General features: G+C 72.7%; 17 protein-coding genes. 7 read left to right on the forward strand and 10 right to left on the reverse strand.

The genetic code is table 11. The features are described 5' to 3' along the window. Positions 1-29: 29 nt before the first annotated feature. From hflX to holA, 6 genes are all read left to right on the forward strand, one after another. On the forward strand, positions 30-1,469 hold the full coding sequence (hflX, locus tag AB0H75_RS06245; protein ID WP_367791247.1) for a GTPase HflX: 1,440 nt from the start codon (positions 30-32) through the stop codon (positions 1,467-1,469). 580 nt (positions 1,470-2,049) lie between these two features. After that, entirely contained in the window at positions 2,050-3,258 is a 1,209-nt protein-coding gene (hutI, locus tag AB0H75_RS06250) for an imidazolonepropionase (RefSeq protein WP_367791250.1), read from the forward strand. 29 nt (positions 3,259-3,287) lie between these two features. Next, the gene (locus tag AB0H75_RS06255; RefSeq protein WP_367791253.1) at positions 3,288-4,199 is read left to right on the forward strand and encodes a DegV family protein; all 912 of its coding nucleotides are present in this window, start codon (positions 3,288-3,290) and stop codon (positions 4,197-4,199) included. A 101-nt stretch (positions 4,200-4,300) separates the two neighbouring features. Next, a complete protein-coding gene (locus AB0H75_RS06260; protein WP_367791257.1) occupies positions 4,301-5,317 on the forward strand; it encodes a ComEA family DNA-binding protein in 1,017 nt (338 codons plus the stop codon). Position 5,318: 1 nt separating this feature from the next. Continuing rightward, positions 5,319-8,111, forward strand: a complete 2,793-nt coding sequence (locus AB0H75_RS06265; RefSeq protein ID WP_367791260.1) for a ComEC/Rec2 family competence protein — start codon at positions 5,319-5,321, stop codon at positions 8,109-8,111. Between the two features lie 333 nt (positions 8,112-8,444). Further along, complete coding sequence (gene holA / locus AB0H75_RS06270; RefSeq protein WP_367791263.1) at positions 8,445-9,416, forward strand: DNA polymerase III subunit delta; 972 nt, start codon at positions 8,445-8,447, stop codon at positions 9,414-9,416. Between the two features lie 62 nt (positions 9,417-9,478). Here holA and AB0H75_RS06275 read toward each other — a convergent pair whose 3' ends face one another. From AB0H75_RS06275 to AB0H75_RS06315, 9 genes are all read right to left on the reverse strand, one after another. Further along, positions 9,479-10,270 (reverse strand): hypothetical protein, encoded by a 792-nt coding sequence (locus AB0H75_RS06275; protein WP_367791266.1) that lies wholly within the window; start codon positions 10,268-10,270, stop codon positions 9,479-9,481. Beyond that, positions 10,267-10,767 (reverse strand): SigE family RNA polymerase sigma factor, encoded by a 501-nt coding sequence (locus AB0H75_RS06280; protein ID WP_367791269.1) that lies wholly within the window; start codon positions 10,765-10,767, stop codon positions 10,267-10,269. Before AB0H75_RS06280 ends, AB0H75_RS06275 begins: the two co-directional genes overlap by 4 nt. Before the next feature lie 59 nt (positions 10,768-10,826). After that, positions 10,827-11,252: a pentapeptide repeat-containing protein gene (locus AB0H75_RS06285; protein WP_367791272.1), complete on the reverse strand. Its 426-nt coding sequence runs from the start codon at positions 11,250-11,252 to the stop codon at positions 10,827-10,829. Between the two features lie 91 nt (positions 11,253-11,343). Then, a complete protein-coding gene (locus AB0H75_RS06290) occupies positions 11,344-12,045 on the reverse strand; it encodes an ABC transporter ATP-binding protein (protein WP_367791275.1) in 702 nt (233 codons plus the stop codon). Between the two features lie 101 nt (positions 12,046-12,146). Beyond that, a complete protein-coding gene (locus AB0H75_RS06295) occupies positions 12,147-13,079 on the reverse strand; it encodes an ABC transporter ATP-binding protein (RefSeq protein WP_367791278.1) in 933 nt (310 codons plus the stop codon). Positions 13,080-13,113: 34 nt separating this feature from the next. After that, positions 13,114-15,699, reverse strand: coding sequence for an FtsX-like permease family protein (locus AB0H75_RS06300; protein WP_367791281.1), 2,586 nt, complete (start codon positions 15,697-15,699; stop codon positions 13,114-13,116). Beyond that, positions 15,696-18,914, reverse strand: coding sequence for an FtsX-like permease family protein (locus tag AB0H75_RS06305; protein WP_367791284.1), 3,219 nt, complete (start codon positions 18,912-18,914; stop codon positions 15,696-15,698). Before AB0H75_RS06305 ends, AB0H75_RS06300 begins: the two co-directional genes overlap by 4 nt. Before the next feature lie 181 nt (positions 18,915-19,095). Next, a complete protein-coding gene (gene rpsT, locus AB0H75_RS06310) occupies positions 19,096-19,365 on the reverse strand; it encodes a 30S ribosomal protein S20 (RefSeq protein ID WP_367791287.1) in 270 nt (89 codons plus the stop codon). A 134-nt stretch (positions 19,366-19,499) separates the two neighbouring features. After that, a complete protein-coding gene (locus AB0H75_RS06315; protein WP_367791290.1) occupies positions 19,500-20,498 on the reverse strand; it encodes a hypothetical protein in 999 nt (332 codons plus the stop codon). A gap of 56 nt (positions 20,499-20,554) precedes the next feature. Between AB0H75_RS06315 and lepA the strand changes: the two genes are divergently transcribed. Next, positions 20,555-22,384, forward strand: coding sequence for a translation elongation factor 4 (gene lepA, locus AB0H75_RS06320; protein WP_367791293.1), 1,830 nt, complete (start codon positions 20,555-20,557; stop codon positions 22,382-22,384). Between the two features lie 6 nt (positions 22,385-22,390). On the opposite strand, the gene AB0H75_RS06325 is transcribed toward lepA, so the two are convergent. After that, entirely contained in the window at positions 22,391-22,702 is a 312-nt protein-coding gene (locus tag AB0H75_RS06325; protein ID WP_367791296.1) for a hypothetical protein, read from the reverse strand. Positions 22,703-22,758: the final 56 nt, after the last annotated feature.

The raw sequence follows: 22,758 nt of genomic DNA on the forward strand, positions 1-22,758 counted from the left end.
CAGACGTTTCCCTCATAGAGATGACACGAATGCACGAAAACACCGCACTCGACGAGTTCGAGACCATCGGCTACGACACCGGCTACGACACCGGAGAGTTCGACCTCGAGGAGCGCCAGGCGCTACGACGCGTGGCGGGCCTCTCCACCGAGCTCGAGGATGTCTCCGAGGTCGAGTACCGGCAGCTGCGGCTGGAGCGGGTCGTCCTCGTCGGCGTCTGGACCTCGGGCACCGCGGAGGACGCCGACAACTCCCTGCTGGAGCTCAAGCTCCTCGCGGAGACAGCCGGCTCCCAGGTGCTCGACGGCCTTATCCAGCGGCGCCAGAAGCCCGACCCGGCGACGTACATCGGCTCGGGCAAGGCCCTGGAGCTGCGTGACGTCGTCGAGTCCAGCGGCGCCGACACCGTGATCTGCGACGGCGAGCTGACCCCCGGCCAGCTCCGCCAGCTCGAAGACGTCGTCAAGGTCAAGGTGATCGACCGCACCGCGCTGATCCTCGACATCTTCGCCCAGCACGCCAAGAGCCGCGAGGGCAAGGCCCAGGTCGAGCTGGCGCAGCTCCAATACCTGCTGCCGCGCCTGCGAGGCTGGGGTGGCAACCTGTCCCGGCAGGTCGGCGGCCGGGCGGCCGGCGGCGTCGGCATCGGCGGCCGCGGCCCCGGTGAGACCAAGATCGAGCTGGACCGCCGCCGCATCCGCGAGCGGATGGCCAAGCTGCGCCGGCAGATCGGCGGCATGTCCACCGCCCGCGACACCAAGCGGCACGCCCGCCAGCAGCGCGAGGTCCCCGCCGTGGCCATCGCGGGCTACACCAACGCCGGCAAGTCCTCGCTGCTCAACCGCGTCACCGGCGCGGGGGTGCTGGTGGAGGACGCGCTGTTCGCCACCCTCGACCCGACCGTGCGCAGGGCGCGCACGCCGGAGGGCCGGCTGTTCACGATCGCCGACACCGTCGGCTTCGTGCGCCACCTGCCGCACCAGCTCGTCGAGGCGTTCCGCTCCACCCTGGAGGAGGTCGCCGACGCTGACCTGATCCTGCACGTGGTCGACGGCTCGCACCCCGACCCCGAGGGCCAGCTCGCGGCGGTGCGCGAGGTGCTCGCCGACATCGAGGGCGCCTCCGGCATCCCCGAGATCGTCGTGGTCAACAAGGCCGACGCGGCCGACCAGGAGGTCCTCGACCGCATCACGCGGCGCGAGCGGCACAGCATCGTGGTCTCGGCGCGCACCGGCAAGGGCATCCCCGAGCTCATGCGGCTCATCGAGCAGGAGCTGCCGCGGCTGGACCACGAGATCCACCTGCTGGTGCCGTACGAGCGGGGCGACCTCGTCTCGCGGGCCCACAAGGAGGGCGAGGTGCTCTCCGTGGACCACGTCGAGGACGGCACGATCCTGCACGCCCGCGTGCTGCCCAGCCTGTTCCAGGAGCTGGAGCGGGTGGGCAAGCCGGTCGAGCGGGTCTCCTAAGGGCTCAGGGGGCTCAGGGAGCTCAGGGCTCTTCCGCGATTCACCCTGGACGGCCCGCCGTGCTGCGGTACGGTGGGCCTGTCGGGCGGCCCGGCGGGCGCCCGGGATGGGCGGGCAGTCGGTGGCACGTCACGGCATGGTTCGGGAGGTCTTGCCGCAAAGCGTGCAGAGCTGCCCAAAAGCGGCAGTGGTCCCCGTAGCCCGGGTATTGCTACGATTAGCCAGACCTGACGTAGGTCTGGCTGTCTTGGCTTAGGGTACGGCTCTTGGGTTTCGGATGATGACTGATGGTGTCGGAGTCGTCAGTGGGGGCCGCGTGAACGAGTTGGGGCTGGGTGACGGTTGGGATGTCTGGTCTTTCTTCCGAATAACCCTGTACACCGCCCCGATATGTGAAATAACGTAACTGAACTGAAATCGCCGGATCATGACTCCGGCGGTACGGTCACCGCACAACATACGCGGATGAGAGCAGGAGACCCCCCATGTCGTCCGGACCCGGAGCGGACTCAGTGGGCGCGGCGCAGGCCGTGCGCTGGGCGATGCGCTCGCGCGGGGGCTCGCGCAGGGCGGTGATGCGGTGACCGTTCGACTCCTGACCAACATCGGCCGCCTCTGGACCGGCAACGAAGTCCTGAGCAACGCGGCCATCCTCGTGCACAACGACCGCATCGCGTGGGTCGGGCGGGCGCCCGACCTGCCGCAGAGCGTGCCCGGAGTCGTCGACGACATCGTCGATGTCGACCATGTCGAAAACCTCGGCGGCGCGCTGGTCACGCCCGGCCTCATCGACGCCCACACCCACCCGGTCTACGCCGGCAACCGCTACGCGGAGCTGGCCATCCGCACCGGCGGCTCCAGCGCCGCCTCGATCACCGCGGCGGGCGGCGGCGTCGGCTCCACCGTCACCGTGACCCGCGGCACCGACCCCTGGACCCTCTGCAACGGCGTGCGCGAGCGGCTGCGCGGCTGGCTGCTCAGCGGCACCACCACCGTCGAGGCCAAGACCGGCTACCACCTCACGCGCGACGGCGAGCTGGCCGACGTGCGGCTCCTGCGCGAGCTGGAGAAGGAGCCGATGATGCCGCGCGTGCACGTCACGTTCCTCGCGGCGCACGTCGTGCCTCCCGAATACTTCGGCCGCCAGCGCGAGTACGTCGAGGCCGTGGGCGCCTGGTGCGCCGACGCGGCCGCGGCCGGCGCCGACAGCGTCGACGTCTACTGCGACGAGGGCCACTTCACCACCGAGGAATCCCGCTGGGTCCTCGCCTCCGGCCGCAACGTCGGCCTGCTGCCGCGCATCCACGCCGGCCAGTACAGCCGCCGCGGCGCCGTCCAGCTCGCCGCCGAGCTCGGCTGCGCCTCCGCCGACGGCCTGCACCACATGTCCGACGAGGACATCGCCATTATGTCCCGCTACGGCGTGCCCGCCGTCGTCTGCCCGGCCACCGCCCTCCAGCGCGGCCACCTCCCGCCGGTCCGCCAGATGATCAAGCACGGCGTGCAGATCGCGCTCGGCAGCGACCACAACCCCGGTTACTGCGGCATCACCTCGATGTCGCTGGTCATCGCCATGGCGGTGTCGGCGTTCGGGATGAGCGTCAACGACGCGCTGCGGGCCGCCACGCTGGGCGGCGCCACCGTCCTCGGCGCTCCCGACCGCGGGGTCCTCGCTCCCGGGCGGCTGGCCGACATCGTCCAGTGGGACGCCGACCACGAGGGCGCCTTCGCCTGGTCCTTCGGCCTCAAGCCGCGCCGGGTGTGGCGGGGCGGGACACCCGTCCAGTAGCCCCTCCCCCCGTCGGTTACCCTCGGGCCATGCCAACCCCGCCGCGCGTCGCCGTCGTCACGGATTCGACCGCCTGCCTGGCCGGGGTTGAGAGGGTGACGGTGGTGCCGGTGACGGTGATCGTGGACGGCACGCCGTACGAGGAACCTCCACCTCCCGCCGGTCCCTCGCTGGCGGCCACCACCTCCCGGCCTTCCCCGGCCCGTTTCGCCGCCTGTTATGCCTCCCTCGCCGAGTCCGGTGCGTCCGCCGTGGTCTCGATCCACCTGTCAGCCGAGATGTCGGGCACCATCGACTCCGCCCGAGCCGCCGCCCGCGACGCCCCCATTCCCGTCGAGGTGATCGACAGCCGCTCGATAGCGATGGGACTCGGCTACCCGGTCCTGGCCGCCGCCCGCGCCGCCACGGCCGGCGCCCCTCCGGAGGCCGTGGCGTCGGCCGCCCGCCGGTGCGCCACGTCCACGCGTACGTTCTTCTCCGTCGACACCCTCGACCACCTGCGCCGCAGCGGCCGGATAGGCGCCGCCGCCCGCCTCCTCGGCACCGCCCTCATGGTCAAGCCCCTCCTCCACATCGTGGACGGCCGGATCTCGCTCCTGGAGAAGGTCCGCACCGCCACCCGCGCGATAGCCCGCCTGGAGGACCTGGCCGTGGAAGCGGCCGGCGACCGGCCCGTGAGCCTCGCCGTCCAGCACCTGTCGGCCCGCCCTCGCGCAGAAGCCCTCGCGGAACGCCTGGAGAAACGGCTTCCCGCCCTGGCGGACCTGCGGGTGGTGGAGGTCGGCGCGGTGATCGGCGTACACGTCGGCCCGGGAGCACTGGGTCTCACCATCACCCCGCACACCCCCGAACCCGATTCCGAGTCCGAACCCGATTCCGAGTCTGAACCCGATCCCGAGTCCGGAGCCGATCCCGAGTCCGGACCTACGCGCCGTTCCTGACCTGCCCGCGCGCCTGCTCTGCTTGCCACGCCTGCCCGCCGTTATCCACAGAACGCCGCTCGGCCCCGCGCCGCGCCCGTCACGGCCCTACCTTCTCTCGGGTGCGAACCTCCGATCCGGCCGCCGAACGCGCCATAGCCGAGTCCCGGCTACGGTCGATCATCAGCCCTCCCCGCCACGCCCGCCGTCTCTTCCCCTACCGGCGTCCATCGGGCGAGAGCAGGCGCCACGCCCTGCGGCACATCGCAGCCCTGACCTCGCAAGGCCAGGAAATCGCCGAGCACCGCACGCCCTCCGCCCACCTCCACCACGGCGACGGCCTCGCCCCTTCCCCGCCACCCGATCCGACAGCCGTCCTCGTGCCACCGCCGTACGAGGACGACGATCTCCCGCTGCCGCCCTTGCTCCCGTTCTCGCCGGACGAGGGCCCGTCCGCGGATGACCGCAGGCTCTCTCCGGCACCGCGCCGACAGGTCACCCCGATTCCGGTCCCGCCTTCCTTCCAGGCGTTCCGCGCCGCACTGGCCGCGCAAGCGCCCGCGCTCGACCCCGGAAGGCCGGGCCTGCGCGTGCTGCTCGCGGTCGGGGCCCTCGCGGTCGCTGTCGCCGCCTGTCTCGTCTGGCGATCACAGCCCACCCCGCAACCCCTGCCGCCACCCGCTCCGACCGCACCTTCGGCGCCCGTCACCGCGGCCACCGCCACCGCGAAGGTCACCGTGCACGTCACGGGCAAGGTCCACGAACCAGGCGTCTACCTCCTCCCGGCAGGAAGCAGGGTGGCGGACGCGGTGACCGCGGCCGGCGGTGCCTCCCGCAGCGCCGCCACGCAGTCCCTCAACCTCGCCAGGCGCCTGATCGACGGCGAGCAGATCGTCGTCGGCGCTCCCCGCACCGCCCTCGGCGTCCCCGCCCCGGGCCCGGCCGACACCGTCCTCGACCTGAACACCGCCACCACCGGCCAGCTCGAACAACTCCCCGGCGTCGGAGAGGTCCTGGCCGCCCGCATCGCCGAGTTCCGCGACACCCACGGCGGCTTCACCAGCGTCGAGCAGCTACGCGAGGTCTCCGGCATCGGCCCTCGCAAGTACGAGGAGATCAAGCCGAAGGTCCGCATCTGACATGCCCACGAACACAGCCGCTTCCACCGGCACGTACGCCTCCACCGCCGCCCACGAGCCCGGTGGCGCGCACGAATCCGGTGGCGCGCACGAGGCGGACAGCGGGCTCGAACCGCGGCACGCCTGGCCCCTCATGCTGCCCGCCCTGGCCACCTGGGCCGGCACCTTGACCCTCCTGACCTGCTCCGCCACCCTCGGCATGATCATCACAGCAGGCGCCCTCCTGGCCGCCTCCGGATTCGCCTGGCACACCCGCCTCCCCGCTTCCTCCCCCCGCACCGGCACCCCTGCCGGAGCCTGCGCATGGCGCAACACCGTCATCGCCACCCTGATCTCCGTAGCAGCGGCCTCGGCCTCGGTCGCTCTCCGGGTACACGCGCTCACCACGGGGCCGGTGGCCGGCCTGGCGTCCCGCAACGCCTCCGTCACGGCCCGGATGACGATCGACGACGACCCGAGACGCAGAGCCCAGCAGCACCGCCAGGACAGCTATGTCGTACCGGCCACACTGAGCATCCTCCAGACACCCTCGGCCCCGAGCGGCAGGCTGGCCGTTGACGTCCCCGTCACCGTCTTCGCCGACGGGGGTGACTGGAGCACGCTGCTCCCCAGCCAGCAGGTGGAGGTCACCGGCCGCCTCGCGCGACCGACCCCGGGCGACCTCGTGGCGGCCGTCCTCCTCGTCCGCGGCCCACCGCGCGTCCTGACCCGCCCATCGCCCCTCCAGACGGTGGCGGGCAGCCTGCGTTCCGGCCTGCGGAGCGCCGCCGCCACTCTGCCTCCCGACCAACGGGGTCTCCTCCCCGGACTGGTGGTGGGTGACGTCTCCCGCATGGACCCTCAGGTGTCATCCGACCTCAAAGAGACCGGCCTGAGCCACCTGAACGCGGTCAGCGGCGCCAACCTCGCCATCGTCGCCGGCGCGGCGCTCGCCCTCTCCCGGCTGGTCGGCCTGTCCCTCCCCATGAGGGCCGGGTTCGCCGCCCTCGCGATGCTCGGCTTCGCCGTGGTGGCCCGCCCGTCGCCGAGTGTCCTGCGCGCGTTGCTCATGGGCCTGGCGGCCTGCGTCGCCCTGGCCACGGGGCGTGCGAAGGACGGCCTGGCGGCGCTTTCGGCGACTGTGCTGCTGCTGACGCTGTTCGCTCCCCAGCTGGCCCGCTCCTACGGGTTCGCTCTTTCGGTCGCGGCCACGGCCGGAATCCTCCTCCTCGCCCCACGCTGGTGCGACCGCTGGTCGAACGCGAAAGACAAGGACACCACCCGGAACGGCAGCAGGAACCCCGCCCAGGACGACGCCGCCGACCACGACGCCAAGGAGGACGAGGGGAGGGGCGGCGCGGGGAGGGGCGATGGTGGCAGAGACGCCGTAGGGAGGGGCGATGGCGGCAGGGGCGGCGGAACGTGCCTTGGAGGAGAGGCGGGAGCGCGTGGGCGGCCGATCGCGCGCGGTCGCCGTCTTCTCCTGCCTCGCTGGCTGGCCGAGGCGGTGGCGGTGCCGGCGGCGGCACAGGTGGCCGTGACGCCTGTCCTCGTGCTGATGTCGGGCCAGGTGACGCCCGTGGCGCTGCTCGCCAACCTGCTCGTCGCTCCCGCCGTGGCCCCGGCGACCCTGCTGGGGTTCGGGGCGGCGCTCATCGCGCCGCTCTGGCCGGATGCCGCCGCGCTGCTGGTCGTCCCGGCCGGGTACGCCGTGGGCTGGATCATCGTGGTCGCGGGCTGGGCCGTCGATCTGCCCTTCGCCACGGTGCCGTGGCCGGGCGGGCTCGCGGGGCTCGCCCTCCTGGCGGTCACTGCGGTGGTCGCGGTGGCCGTCTCCAGGCGCCGGGCCTGGCGGGCGTGGGCGTTGACGGTCGCGGCGGCGGCGCTGGTGTCCGTGCTGATCGTCCGGCCTCTGGTGGGGCCGTGGCCGCCGAAGGGCTGGCTCATGGTCATGTGTGACGTGGGACAAGGGGACGGCATGGTCATCGCGGCCGGCGCGCGGAGGGGCGTCGTGGTGGACGCCGGACCCGATCCCCTCGTCATGGACAAATGCCTGCGAAGGCTCGGCATCGACGACATACCGCTGCTCGTTCTCACCCATCCCCATGCCGACCACGTGAACGGCCTGCCAGGAGTCCTCAGGGAGCGGCGGGTCGGCGCGGTACTCGTCAGCCCTCAGCGGACGAACCCGCGGATGAGCGCGTACCTCTCGGCCGACCTGGCGCGGCGCCGCGTACCGGAGTGGGGCGCGGTGCCGGGAAGCCGGTGGCGGTTCGGGCCGTCGGAGGTGACCGTGATCGCACCCGAACCGGGCGGGACCGGGATGCGCGGGCAGGGGGAGGGCAGCGTGATCAACAATTCGAGCGTGGTCCTGTACGTGCGATGGCGGGCGGGATCGATGCTCTTCGGCGGCGACCTGGAGATCGAGGCACAGGACGAGCTGCTGCGGCGCTTTCCCGTTCAGGCCGACATCATCAAGACACCGCATCACGGATCGCCTCGGCAGTCGCCGGCCTTCCTGGCCTCGCTCCGGGCACGGGCCGCACTGATCAGCGTGGGTGCCGGCAACGACTACGGCCATCCGGCGCCGTCCACGCTCGCTCTCCTGAGGAGTCTTGGCGTGACGTCCTACCGCACCGACCGGTCGGGGGATCTGGCCGTGGTGGAGCACGACGGGGGACTGGCGGTGGTGGCTCGCGGTTCCGGTTCCGGCTCCGACTCCGACTCCGACTCCGACTCCGGCGTTGACGCGGGCGCGAGCGCAGAGGTTGGCATGGGCGCCGATACCGAGGGCGATGGTGATGGCACGGAGTGACAGGACGATGGGGTGACGGGGCGACGGGTGACGGGGTGATGGGTGACGGGGTGATGGGTGACGGGGTGATGGGTGACGGGGTGATGGGGCGACAGGGCGACGAAGGCGGCTACCGGTGGCCCAGCCCTGTCGTGGCGTGTTCGTCCCGCCGTTCGTCCGCGCGAGCAGGCCGGAGGGGACCCCGCCTTGACCCGCCTTGACCCTGCCTTGGCTTCGCCTCGGTCCCGTTGACGGCCGATGCCTGCGGATCGTCCGCTCATCCGCGTTGACCGTCCTCGGTGGCGGGGGAGTCCGAGTACCACCTTGCCGGTGGCGCATGGCATGCTGCCAGGCATGGCGGGAACCGATCCAGCACCTGTGACCCTGGTCCTCGGCGACGAGGAGCTGCTGGCCGAGCGGGCCGTGAGCGGCGTCGTCGCGGCGGCTCGGGACGCCGACCCGAGCGTCGAGGTGCACGATCTCGTCGGGAGCAAGGTGACGACCGGGGAGCTGACCCAGCTGACCTCGCCGTCGTTGTTCGGCGACCGTTCGGTGGTGGTGATCAGGTCGGCGCAGGATCTGGCCAAGGACGTCATCACCGAGATCGTGACGTACGCCAAGAAGCCGTCCGACGACACCGTGCTGGTGCTGGCGCATCCGGGCGGGGTCAAGGGGAAGGCCCTGGTCGACGGGGTGAAGAAGGCCAAGGCCGCAGTGATCACCATCGACAAGATCACCAAGGCGGGCGAGCGGCTCGACTTCATCAAGAGGGAGTTCAAGCGGGCCGGGCGGGGGATCGCACCGGACGCGGCGCAGGCGCTGCTCGACGCCGTGGGCAACGATCTGCGGGAGCTGGCGGCCGCGTGCAGTCAGCTCGTGTTCGACACCGACGACAGGACCATCGGCGTGGCCTCCGTGGCGCGCTATCACAAGGGGCGGGCGGAGGTCAGCGGGTTCAACGTCGCCGACTCCGCCATCGAGGGGCGGCTGGCCGAGGCCCTGGAGCAACTGCGGTGGGCGCTCGCCACCGGAGTGGCGCCGGTGCTGCTGGTGAGCGCGCTCGCGGGTGGCTTGCGTTCGCTGGCCAAGGTGGCCGGTGCGCCGCGTAACGTACGGGGCGGGCAGCTGGCCGGTCAGCTCGGCATGCCGCCCTGGAAGGTGGACCGCGTGAAGCGGCAGCTCAACGGGTGGGGGCCGGAGGGGCTCTCGCGAGCGATCCAGGCGGTCGCCGAGGCCGACGAGCAGGTCAAGGGCGGCGGGGCCGACCCGGCGTACGCGCTGGAGCACACGGTCCAGGTCGTCGTGGCGAGCCGCACGGGCAGGTGACCGTCATCGGCTTCGCTGCCCTGCCGGAGATCATGGCCGAGGCGTGCTCGCGGCCGAAACCCTCATGAACCCGCCGAGGAAGCCGGGGACGGGCGGTCGTAGACCCCGACGGTCCAGCCGCCCGGCCGTTCGCCGACCTCGGAGGAAAGGCGTTCGCGCACTTCGGGACGCATGAGAGCGTGGGCGGCGGCTTCGTCGTCACACTCCTTGGACTTCCGAGTGAGAGGGCAGCCGGCGACGGCTTGCGCCACCTCCCGGACGGGGGCGTCGGCGGGGAAGACCCAGACCTTCACCGACTGCGGGCGCTTCAGCCAGTCGGCGGGCGCGGACGACTTGTCGTGATGCCCGCCGCCCAGGGGGGCGCACCGCCCGGAGGTTCCCCCCGCTTCGCCGCCCTTGAGCTTGCCCTGTATGACCACCCACGCCCGGGGATCATCACAGACCACCATGTACCCGGTGTAGTAGCTGGCCGGGGTGAACGTCACCGTCCTGACGGCGCCCGTGGTCGTGAAGCGCTCGGAGTGCAGGAGGGGCAGGGAGAAGTTCTTGTTCCCCATCACCACGTGGAAGCTTCCGGGAAGCTTCGCGGCGGGCTTGATCTGGGCCGAGTCCGCGGGAGACTGGGCCACCGCCGACCTGTCCAGCCGGGGCGCTCCGGCCGGCAGGGCGTTCACCAGCCCGGCGGCGACGACGGCGACGGCCAGCGCGCCCCCGGCCACCATCGCCCGCCGCGTACGGCGGATGCGGCGCCCCCGCCGGATGATGATGTCGAGATGAGCGGTGGGCCCGCCGCCCGCCCGTGCCTCGCCACGTTCGTTCAGCAGCCGTTCCAGGTCGCTCGTGCTGTACGTCATCGCTGAGCCCTTTCTACCTGCATCGTCTGAATGTCCGGGTCGACCCGAAGGCGGGTGAGAGCCCGGCTGAGCTGGCTCTTCACCGCGCCCAACGAGCAGCCGACGATGTCGGCGACCTGGGTGAGCGTCCGTCCCTCGAAGTAGTGCAGAACGATCACCGCGCGCTGGCGTGAGGACAGCGTGCCGATCGCGCTCCACAAAGCGTCCTGCTCGTCCACCTCGCCGGCCCGGTCGCGCGGATCGGCCCTGTCGGGCAGGCTTTCCGCCGGAACCTCCCCGCGCCAGCGCCTGCGCCACCAGGACGCATGGGTGTTCACGATGATCCGGTAGACGTACGGATCGGGGTTGCCCTCGATCCGCCGCCAGGCGACCCATGCCTTGGCCAGCGCGGACTGCACCAGATCCTCGGCCGTGCCCCAGTCCCGGGCGAGGAGGTACGCCATCCGGCACAGCCGCAAATGGCGTTGCGCCACATATTCGGCGAAACCGTCGTCCATCCACCATCTCCGTCTCGATCGTCCCTGACGATGACTACAACCTGGGAGCGGCGAACGGTTTACCGAAGGTCCGCGGAAAACCACGGCGCCTGGCCGAGCGAGGATCGGGAGCGGTGGTCGCCCGTGGGATGAAGCGCCGGAACGGCGGCTGTTCGTGGGTGAAGGTGGTCACATGCGAGTCGAGCGCGCTCAGGTCCCTGCCGCGCAGGTGGCATCCGGACCCCGGTGAAGGCGCTGTCCCGCAGGTCGGCGCCCGGCTGGCCGACGAAGGATCGGTCGCCGCCCTCGACCTTCGGAGGGCGGCAGCCGCAGCCGCCGAACATGCCGCCCGTCAGCTCGCAGCCGGTGAACGTGGCGCCGGAGAACGTGCACCGGCGGAAGGTGCAGTTGAGGGAAACGGACGTCCGTATGGGTGGAGACGTCGAAGCGCGCGCCCCTGAGGGTGCATTCCTCGAACGTGGATCCACGGTCGCCGGCCCGGTCATGTCCACCTCTTGGGACAACACCCGGGTGTGGGTCTCGTGGCCCGGCCTCAGGCCGTCCCAGCCGACGTGAGGTCGGTGGGGGTGGGCTGGGTCAGGTCGGGGAGGGCAGGGTGGCGTCGTGGACGGCGCCGTCGCTGATCTCCAGGACGCGGTCGGCGAGCGTGATCAGGCTGGGGTCGTGGGTGGCGACCAGGGCCGTGACGCCCTCGCTGCGGACGAGGGCCCGCAGCAGTTCCATGATCTGGCGGCCCGTCTGCGAGTCGAGCTGGCCCGTCGGCTCGTCGGCCACCAGGAGGCGCGGCCGGTTGGCCAGGGAGCGGGCGATCGCCACGCGCTGGCGCTGGCCGCCGGACAGCTCGAACGGGCGCTGGTTGGCGTGCTGCTCCAGGCCCACCAGCGCGAGCAGCATCCGGACGCGGGCCTCGCGCTCGTCGGCCGGCATGCGGACCAGCCGCATCGGCACCCCGACGTTCTCGGCGGCCGACAGGACGGGGATCAGGCCGAACGACTGGAACACGAAGCCGATCACGTCCCGGCGCAGCTCCAGCAGCGCGTCCTCGGACATCGCCGTGACGTCCTGGCCGGACACCAGCACGCGGCCCGCGTCCGGCCGGTCCAGGCCGCCGATCTGGTTGAGGAGGGTGGTCTTGCCGGAGCCGGAGCGGCCACGGACGGCGACCAGCTCGCCGGGGCGGACGGAGAACGACACGTCCCGCAGCGCGACGACCTCCTTCGGGCCGGTCCGGTAGACCTTGCGCAGGCCCTCCACCACGACCAGGGGCTCATCGCTCATCGCCGGGCTCCTCTCCTCGTGCGGCTGTCCGGCTGCTGACACCGGCCGGCGATGACAGCCGGTCGCCGTCGTCGTCGCCGGGTCGGGGGGCCGGGCAGTGGTCAGGGTTGCTCATCGGAGGGCTCCTCCCGGGCGGGCCATACGCCGATGTGGTCGGATTCGAGCTCCAGCCGTACCCGGCGCTCCATGTTCAGGGCGTTCATGAAGTCACGCGGAAGTTGCAGGCGCCCCACGCGGTCGAGCACGGCGTACTCCTCGGCGACGATCTCGCCCTCGGCGCCCTCGCGGCGCAGCGTCTCGCTGCTGGTCCGCCCGTCGCGGATGCCGACCGTGCGGTCCACCTGCTGCGCCACCAGCGGGTCGTGGGTGACGATGACGACGGTCACGCCGAGCTGCCGGTTGGCGGTGCGCAGCGCCTCGAAGACCTGTTCCGAGGTCTCGCTGTCGAGCTCGCCGGTCGGCTCGTCGGCCAGGATGAGCTGGGGGGAGTTGGCCAGGGCGACCGCGATGGCGACGCGCTGCTGCTCGCCGCCCGACATTTCGGGAATCTTGCGGTCGGCGCAATCGGCCACGCCCAGCAGCTCCAGCAGCTCCAGAGCCCGCCCGCGCTCCTTGCGCGGCGCGCCGGCCAGCTTCATGGGCAGCTCGACGTTCTCGCGCGCGTTCAGGTAGGGCAGCAGGTTGCGCGCCGTCTGTTGCCAGATGAACCCGACCACCGACCGCCGGTAGCGCAGCCGGTCCTTGGGGCTCATGGACAGCAGGTCCATGCCCGCCACCCGGGCCACCCCGGCGGTGGGCACGTCCAGGCCGGACAGCACGTTGAGCAGCGTGGACTTGCCCGACCCCGAGGCGCCGACGATGGCGACCAGCTCGCCCTTGTCGATCACGAGGTCGAGCCCCTGCAGGGCGACGACCTCGACGCCCTCGGTCTTGTAGATGCGGACGAGATTGTCGCAGACGATGTGCGCGTCACCGCCGAAGGCCGCCTTCTCGCGCGTGGCCTTGGCCTCCAGCTCGGACAGGGTGGGATTCATCCGGACTCCTCGGGCAGGGGACGGGCGGGGCTCCTCATGACAGCTCCCCGGCACGCAGCGCGGCGCTCAGGCTGCGCCGCCGGTTGAGCGCGGTGTGCGCGTACGCGCCGAGCACCGCGACCACGGCCAGCCCGGCCGCCAGCGCCGCCGGCGTGAGCAGGTCGGGCGAGTAGTCGCCGACGGGCAGATCGCCGGCGTACGAGGACAGGTCGACGCCGGGCCCGAGCGCGGCCGGCAGCCCGAGCCCCAGCCCGAACCCGGCCAGCGCCGTCACCAGCACCATCGGCAGCACCTCCAGCACGGTGAGCCGCCGCGCCTGCCGGTCCGACAGCCCCAGCGTACGCAGGAACGACACCGCCGCGGCCCGGTCGGCGGCCCCCACGACCAGCGACAGGACCACCGCCACCAGCGCGTAGAACCCCAGCGCCACGGTCACCACGACCAGCGTCGCGCGTACCGCGCCGGTGAGCGGATCGTCCCGGATGGCGGCCAGCGCCCCCTCCTGGGTCTCGACGGTGGCCGACGGGACCAGCCGGGCCAGCACGGCGGGCGCGACGTCGCCCTTGACCAGCAGCGTGTTGACGGCGGGCCGGGTCAGCACGCTCAGCGGCAGGACGAGGAACTTCCCGCCGGAGCGGAACCCGGGCACCGAGTCGATCACTCCCCGGACGGTCACCTTGACCCGCGACTGCCAGCCGATGTCGAGCGTCCCCCGGCCCCGCAGCTCGGGCGAGACCAGCGCCGACGTGCCGCCGGGCAGCGCGGGCAGGCCGACGGGCGCCCCGTCGAGCAGCCGCCGCCACTGCGCGACGTCCACGGCGACGGCCTCGGCGCTCTCGCTGGCGTAGCCGAGCTGCACCCGTCCGGTCTGGGCGGTCACCACCTGCTCGACCCCGGGCGTGGCGCGTACCCGGTCGATCGTCGCGGCCGGGATCTCGACGGTTGAAGTGATCTTGATGGGCGCGCCCACCCGCTGCCAGGACGCGAGCCGCTGCGTCCCGGCGATCCCGTCCGAGATCACCGCCGCGAAGACGGACACGCTCAGCGCGGGCAGCAGGATCAGCACCGGCAGCCCGCCCGCCGCGCGGGCCCGCGCCGCCCGGGTGAGCCCCAGGAACGGCACGGCGGCCCGGCCGCGCGCGGTCAGCCGCACGAGCAGCCGCAGCGGGTACGGGTAGCAGCGCATCGTGACCAGCGCCGCCGCCAGGGTCAGCGCGATCGGCACCAGCAGCAGGAACGGGTCCTGCCCGGCCCCCGCCGACAACCCGCGGGCCCGCAGCAGGTACGCCCCCGCCAGCGCGAGCACCACGACCAGCACCTCCACCGTGATCCGCCGGGCGGAGGGCCGGGCGGCGGCCACGTCGTCGCGCCGCTCGCGCAGCGGCGCCCGGTGCGCGAGCGCGACCCGCGCCGCCGCGAACCCGACCCCCGCGACCAGGACGAACGCCGGCCCGAGGTGCGCGACCGGCAGCGCGGGCCCGGGGACGAGCCAGGCCAGCGCGTACCCGGCCAGCGCGGCCGGGCCGATCGCCGCCGCGGTGAGCGCCGCCCCCGCCCCGGCCACCTGCCACAACGAACCGCCGCGCGCCCGGGCCAGCGCGAGTGCCTGGTCGGTACGGTCGGTCAGCAGCCGCACGCCGAGCACGATCACGCCGAGCGCGACCGCGAGCAGCCCGGCGAGCACCAGGTACATGACGGTCCGCGCGGTGGCCAGCGCCGCGTCGAAGTCGCCGAGCAGCTTGGGCAGCCCGGTCTCCAGCCGGTAGGGGGCGGAGGTGGTGGCCTGGAGCGTGAGCAGGCGGCTGAACTCGGCGATCCCGGCGTTCACGCCGGGCAGCGCCAGCGCGCTCGCGGCCCGCCCGTCCAGGGGCAGCACCCAGCGGTAGGTCAGGTTGCGGGCCCCGCCGCTGAGCGCGGCCAGGCCCGCGTCCGACATGAGGGTCGTGGTGTGGAACTCGAAGTCCAGCTTGCCGGGCGGCAGCAGCCGGGTGACGTGCAGGATGTCCTGGTCGTGGGCCCAGGCGCGGTCAGTGGGGTCCTTGGCGCGGAAGACGCCGGTGATCCTGACGGCGGCGAAGTCGCTCTCGCCCAGCATCCTGACCTGGCCGACGCGCAGGCTCATCTCGCCCAGGGCCTCCTCGACGACGCCCACCTCGAACAGCGGGATCGTCTGCCCGCGGAAGCGCATGGCGGACGGCGCGCCCGGCTCGCGGCCCGCCACCCATTCCACGCGCCGCCCGGCGTCGGAGAGCCAGCCGAGGTTGATGTAGGTCTGCCCGCCGGTCCCGGTCACGGGCGTGAGGCTGGTCTTGGCGCTCATGTGCCCGGCGCCGGTGACCAGGGGGCGCAGCGCGGCGGGCAGCAGCGCCCGCCAGCGCCGCTCGCGCTCCTCGAAGGCGGCCCGGTCGTGCAGGTCCTCGCGGGGGGAGCGGGTCTCGCCCGCCACGGTCAGGTCGGACTGCACGGCGGGCGCCGAGTCCAGCGCCCGTTGCAACGCGCGGTCGAAGGACGCCTGCGTGGCCCGCGGCAGCCCGGAGACCAGCAGGCAGGCCAGCGCGGTCAGTACGAAGAGCACGGCCAGGGTGCCCGCGTGCACCCGGGCCGGCAGCGGGATCCTCACCGGTCCTCCAAGATCTGCCCGCGCCGCAGGTTCCGCGCCAGCCCGGCGACGATCGCGAACAGCACGGCGGCCACCAGCGCCAGCATCAGGGCCGTGGCCGCCCACGGGATCTCCAGCAGCACGCCGGGCGTCACGGCCGAGGCCTGCCCGGTCAGCACGATGTGCGGTACCACCAGCGCGCCGACCGCCACGGCGAGCCCGGTCCCGGCCGCCAGCGACAGCCCGACCACGAACGCCTGCTCCACCAGCAGCAGCCCGAGCACCTGCCGCGAGCTGGTGCCGAGCGCCCGCAGCACGGCGAACTCGGCCCTGCGCTCGCGCGCCGCGACGGCCGCGTTCACCAGGAACCCGAGCGTCGCGAACACCAGCGCCGCCCCGAAGCCCAGCATCAGCGCGCCCTGCAGGCCGCTGGCGAGCGGGTCGTCGCGCAGGGTCGCGGTCAGCTCCCGCTGGTCCACCACGGTGACGTCCCAGGCGGGCCGCTCGCGCAGCGCGGCGCGGGCGGGCGCGGGGTCGGCGGCGGCCAGCCACCACTCGGTGGCGGGCCGGGGCGGCTGGGCGGCGGCCAGCTCGTACGCCTGCAGCGTCCCCCAGTCCGCCAGCAGCGCCTGCTGCCCGGCGGCGGCCGTCGGCATGCCGTCCACCACGCCTACCACCTTGACCTGGAGCACCCGCCGGTCGATGCCGGCCGGCCCGGTCTGCCCGGGGGCGAGCTTGAGGGTGGCGGCGAGGTCGGCGGTGAGCACGACGGGCAACGGCCCCAGCGCGGATCCCGCCCTTGACGCCGCCCCGGACGCCGCCCCGGATGCCGCCCCGGATGCCGCCCCGGATGCCGTGCCGGTTCCCGTGCCGCCCCCCGCACCGGGGCCTGTGCCGGGGGCCGGGGCGAACGTCGCGGCGGCCGGTCGGTCGGTCGCGGTCAGCGACAGCGCGGGGACGGGCACGTCGCGGCCGTCCGCGCTCACCCCGGTCACCCTCACCGCCGCGTCCTCGCGCGACGCGCCCGCGATCAGCCCGCGCAGCGTCAGCGGATAGGTGATCTTCCCGGACCGCCCGGCCAGGGCCCGCAGGTCGAGGTCCACCCGGTTGGCGCCGGCGCGCAACGTGCCGAGCGGCAGGTCCCGCCACACGCCGAGCGCGTCGGACAACACCAGCCGGGCCGGCACCGCCCCCTCCGCCTCGGCCCGGACGGTCAGCGTGCCCGGCTCGCCGGGCAGCACCACGCCGCTCCGGCGCCCCTCGGTTCCCGCCGTCCCGGTTCCCGCCGTCCCGGACCCCGCCGTCCCGTCCGGGCGGGAGGCGGACAGTGCTCTGGACAGCTCCGCGACCGGCTGCTCCGACAGGTCGGGGCGCAGGTGGAACAGCTCGCCGAGGCGGGCCGCGTCCAGGGCGAGCAGCAACGCGCTCTCGCCGCTGACATCGACCTGCCCCCGGAAGGCGGGGGAGTACGCGGTGACGCCGGGCAGCGCGGTGAACGCCGTGCCCCGCCCGAGCGCGCCCAGCTCCGGCCCGTCGGGCGGCCCGGACAGCCTCAGGTCCGCCCCGGCCTGGTGGCGGGCCTGGTCGAGCTGCGAGGCCCGCCAGGTGGCCGCGGTGGACATGGACAGGACGCCGATCGCGACCGCCATCGTGAGCAGCAGCGCGGGGCCCGCGTACCGGAGCGGCCGCCGGCTCACCTGCCAGGCGCCGAGCGCGGGGGCCAGCGCGCGCCGTCCCGAGGTGATCCGCTCGGCCAGCCGCGACACGCGCGGCACCAGCCGCAGCCCCAGCAGGCCGCCGGTGAGCAGGGCCAGCGCGGGCCCGGAGACGATGAGCGGATCGACGCCGAGCCCGCCACCGGCCGTCGCGGTGACCGGCGCGCCGTAGCGGCGTAGCTGCCAGATCGCCAGGCCGGCCACCACGAGCAGCGCCAGGTCGGCGCCGGCCCGCTCCATCAGCCCGCGTCCGCCGCCGCGCCCGCGCGCCGCCTGCTCTTCGACGTAGGTGCGCCGCGCTCCGGCCAGTGACGGCAGGGCCAGCAGCACGGCGGCGGCCAGCGCCACGCCGGAGGAGACCAGGAACGCTCCCAGGTCGGCCACCGGGGCCAGGCGCACGCCGGTGGAGCGGATCCACGGCAGCTCGCCGACCAGTGCCAGCAGCGGCGGCCCGAGGAACGGCGCGACCAGCGCGCACGGGAGGGCGACCAGCAGCGCCTCGCCGGCGGCCGGCGCGGCCAGCCGGGCGGTGCCCGCGCCGCGCGAGCGCAGCAGCGCCACCTCCATGCGGCGGTGCTCGGCCAGCAGCCGGGCGGTGAGCATCAGCGCGTAGGCGGCCAGCAGCAGCAGTTGCAGCACCGGGATGAGCATGGTGGAGCGCGCCACCAGCGACGCGGTGTCGAGCTGGACCAGGATCTCCGGCAGCCCGCTCGCCGCCTCGCAGGTGGCGCAGCCGCCCTCCTTGAGCCGCTCGCCGACCCCGCCGACGGCCGCCGCGAGCGGGCGCAGCCGCTCCGGGGTGAGCGCGCCGAGGTCGGGCTCGGCGGTCCAGGTGGCGTTGACGCTGGTGGCGAAGCGGGAGAGGAAGGTCTCCCGGGGGATCATGAGCGGCCCGTACGTGGTGAACTCGCCGCGCTCGACGCCCCGGCTGAGGAGCTGCTCGTTCGCCCAGCGCTCGCCGGAGGGGTCGTTGAGCTGGAAGACGCCGACGACGCGCACGGTGACCGGCCGCGGGTCGAGGCGGCCTTTCGTGGTGAACTCGCGGCCGACCTCGAACCCGCCCGCCGAGGCCGCGGGCAGCGAGACCGCCGCCTCGACCGGGGACTCGCCGGGGCGCGGCCAGCTTCCCGACACGAGCCTGGCATGCCGTTCGAGCCCGTCGTGGCTGCCGAACCTGAGCAGCTCGGGCTGCGGCTCGCCGTCCTGGCCGGGCATGACGTAGGAGTCGGAGCGGAAGCTCGTGGTGATCGCCGGCGGCGCGGTGTAGGCGCGGGCCAGCTCGTCGCGGACCGCCCGGTCGTAGCGGGGGAAGGTCTCGGCGGTGACGGGGGTGCTGATGGTCGCGGCGGTCTGGCGGAAGGAGGCGGTCTCCATCGTCCGGCGCACGCCCGCGTCGGCGATGGAGAAGGCGTACATGGTCAGCGCCACCAGCGTGGTGGTGGCCAGCAGGATCGCCCCGAACGCGGCCAGCAGGAGCAACGGCTCGCTGAACGCCCTCTTGACGACCAACGGCCCCCGCATCCGTCCCCCTTCGCTCGTTGAGTGCACTTTCCGGGAGAGGGACGAACGCAAGCAAGGTGATCACGGCAACGGTGACGGACCCGATACGGGCGTGTGATATCGAAATCGTGACAAAACCACAAAAAAAGAACGCCGCCCCCTGAGGGAGCGGCGTCCGTGATGCCGGGTGTCGCCTGGCGCGTTACTTGGCGGCCAGGGCGGCGGCCTGCTTGGCGATCGCCGACTTGCGGTTGGCGGCCTGGTTCTTGTGGATGACGCCCTTGCTGACGGCCTTGTCCAGCTGGCGGGCGGCCACCCGCTGCAGCGCGGCCGCCTGCTCGACGTCGCCCTGCTCGGCGGCCTCGCGGAACTTGCGGACGGCCGTCTTCAGGGAGGACTTGACCGCCTTGTTGCGCAGACGAGCCTTCTCGTTCTGCTTGTTGCGCTTGACCTGGGACTTGATGTTCGCCACGAAGAAGCCTCGGTGAAAGTCTGAGTGATGGATGGGGCGCGCGGGCTCGAGAGAGGGCGCGCCACACACGCAGTTGAACAGATTACCAATAACCCAGGCGGCTGCTCAAATCAACAGCCTGGGCGAATGGACTTCTATGAGTGTACGTCCACCCAGCCGGTCATGTACTCGCGCCAGTCCTCCTCGGTGGCGGCGAAGTCCACGTACAGGGCGAGGCCGAAGCGCTCGCGCGGGCCGTGGCCGGACACCGCCAGGCGGGCGCCCTCGGCGGCCGTCGCCACGCTCTCGGCCGCGTCCAGCCAGGGCAGCCCGTGGTCGTGGTACGCGGGGGCGCCGATGAGCAGGAACTTGCCCTCCGGGACCAGGTCCAGGGCCAGCCCGGCCTGGCGGGCCGCGTGGCCGCCGTAGAGGGAGCCGGTGGGGGTCCCGGAGTCGTAGGTCATGACGGCGACCTGGTCCACGCGGGCGGCGACCTGCCGGAAGTACCCCGGCGACCAGTACTTGTCGTGGCCGAGGGCGCCCCGGGCGAGCAGGCGCAGGCCCGGGTACGGCTCGATCTGGGGCGTCGAGGTGGACAGCAGGCGGGTGTGCCGGCGGGTGCGTTCCAGCAGGTCGAGGAATTGGCCGTCGCCGTCGCCGACGGGCTCGAAGTTGTAGTGGACGCCGTCATAGCCCTGCTCCATGACGGCGGCGACGCCGGCCAGGACGTTGGCGCGGGAGGCCGGGTCGTCGAGGTCGAGGGCGTTCTCGACGGACTGGCCGAGCCAGGCGGAGACGCGGACGGCCGGCAGCTTCTTATGCATCCATTGCACGAAATTTCGGGCGTTGGGGTATTTGGCGGGGTCGAGGCGGCCGTCCTCGTCGAAAGGACCGGAATGGACGTACACGTCCTTGATCCCCGTCGCGCGCAGCCGGTCCGCCAGCCGCTCGACGTCCTTCTCGGTACGGCGGCCGTCCACCCACATATGGCCCAGCCACAGGGCGTCGTTTCCCGTGCTCTTCGCCCACGCCTTCGGGGCACCGGTAAACTGGAGTCGGAGCGCGGCGGCGAGCAGGCCGACCAGCGCGACGACGACGGCCAGGGCCAGCGCGAGCAGGCGCAGGCCACGGCGGATGACGGCCCGGGCAATCACCTGGGCATGTCACCATAGAAGACTGCTTGACCTCAACCCTGTTGAAACGGACTTCGGTGCGCACTCAGCCTGGCCAGACCGACCCCGCGTTGATCCGCAACTTCTGCATCATCGCGCACATCGACCACGGCAAGTCGACCCTTGCCGACCGGATGCTGCAGATCACCGGCGTGGTCGACGACCGCTCCATGCGCGCCCAATACCTCGACCGGATGGACATCGAGCGCGAGCGCGGCATCACCATCAAGTCGCAGGCCGTCCGCCTGCCGTGGAACGGCCACGTGCTCAACATGATCGACACGCCGGGCCACGTCGACTTCACCTACGAGGTCTCGCGGTCGCTCCAGGCGTGCGAGGGCGCGATCCTGCTGGTCGACGCCGCCCAGGGCATCGAGGCGCAGACGCTGGCCAACCTCTACCTGGCCATGAACGCCGACCTGCACATCATCCCGGTCCTCAACAAGATCGACCTGCCCGCCGCGCAGCCGGAGAAGTTCGCCGAGGAGCTGGCGGGGCTGATCGGCTGCGACCCGTCCGACGTGCTCAAGGTCTCCGGCAAGACCGGCGAGGGCGTACGCGAGCTGCTCGACCACGTGGTCGAGACGGTCCCAGCGCCGGTGGGCGTGGCCGACTCCGCCGCGCGGGCGCTGATCTTCGACTCCGTGTACGACACGTACCGGGGCGTGGTCACCTACGTCCGCGTCGTGGACGGCCACCTCGGCAAGCGCGAGCGCATCCTCATGATGTCCACCAGCGCCACCCACGAGACGCTGGAGATCGGCGTCATCTCGCCCGAGCCCAAGCCCGCCGACCTGGGTCTCGGCGTCGGCGAGGTGGGCTACCTCATCACCGGCGTCAAGGACGTCCGCCAGTCGCGCGTCGGCGACACCGTCACCTCCGCCGCCAAGCCCGCCCAGGAGATGCTGGCCGGCTACGAGCACCCCAAGCCGATGGTGTTCTCCGGCCTCTACCCCATCGACGGCGACGAGTACCCTGAGCTGCGCGAGGCGCTGGACAAGCTCCAGCTCAACGACGCCGCGCTGGTCTACGAGCCGGAGACCTCGGCCGCGCTCGGGTTCGGCTTCCGCGTCGGCTTCCTCGGGCTGCTGCACATGGAGATCGTGCGCGAGCGGCTGGAGCGCGAGTTCGGCCTGTCGCTCATCTCCACCGCCCCCAACGTGGTCTACCGGGTGGTCATGGAGGACGGCAAGGAGCTCACGGTCACCAACCCGTCGGAGTTTCCGTCCGGCGGCAAGATCGCCTCGGTGCACGAGCCGGTCACCAAGTCCACGATCCTGGCCCCGTCCGAGTTCATCGGCGCGATCATGGAGATCTGCCAGGGGCGGCGCGGCCAGCTCCTCGGCATGGACTACCTGTCCGAGGACCGCGTCGAGATCCGCTACACGCTGCCGCTCGGCGAGATCATCTTCGACTTCTTCGACCAGCTCAAGTCCCGCACCCGCGGCTACGCCTCGCTCGACTACGAGCCGGCCGGCGAGCAGGAGGCCGACCTGGTCAAGGTCGACATCCTGCTGCAGGGCGAGCCGGTCGACGCCTTCAGCGCGATCGTCCACAAGGACAAGGCCTACACCTACGGCGTGGACATGGCCAAGAAGCTGCGCGAGCTGATCCCGCGGCAGCAGTTCGAGGTGCCGATCCAGGCCGCCATCGGCGCGCGGGTCATCGCCCGCGAGAACATCCGCGCCATCCGCAAGGACGTCCTGGCCAAGTGCTACGGCGGTGACATCTCGCGTAAGCGCAAGCTGCTGGAGAAGCAGAAGGAAGGCAAGAAGCGGATGAAGATGGTCGGCCGCGTCGAGGTGCCGCAGGAGGCCTTCGTCGCCGCGCTGTCCACCGACTCCAGCTCCGACAAGCCCAAGAAGTAGGCCGCGTCAGGCCGGAGAGCGCGGCGCCCGGCCCTCCAGCCAGGCCCGCGCCTTCGCGGTGAGGTAGCGCAGGCCGTCGTCGCCGAGCTCCAGCCACTCGCCGCGCGCCCATCCGCCGGTGGTCTGCGGGGCGAACCCGTGCCGCTGGAACAACTCGGACGCCTCCTTCTGGGTGAGCCCGCGCCGCCCCCACGCGCGGACGACGCTCGCGGTGCGCTCGTCCTCGCTCGCCTCCCGCTGCTCGCCGAGCGCGCCCGCCAGCTCCTCCAGGCCGCGCGCGATGGTCCGCAACGCGCTCTGGAGCCTCGGGATGTCCATCGTCATCGCCCTCCGATCGGTAGCGATCGCCCTTCGATCGTAGAGGCTACGCTGAA

Origin of the sequence: Nonomuraea sp. NPDC050783 (assembly GCF_040802095.1) — a bacterium.
Lineage (GTDB): Bacteria > Actinomycetota > Actinomycetes > Streptosporangiales > Streptosporangiaceae > Nonomuraea.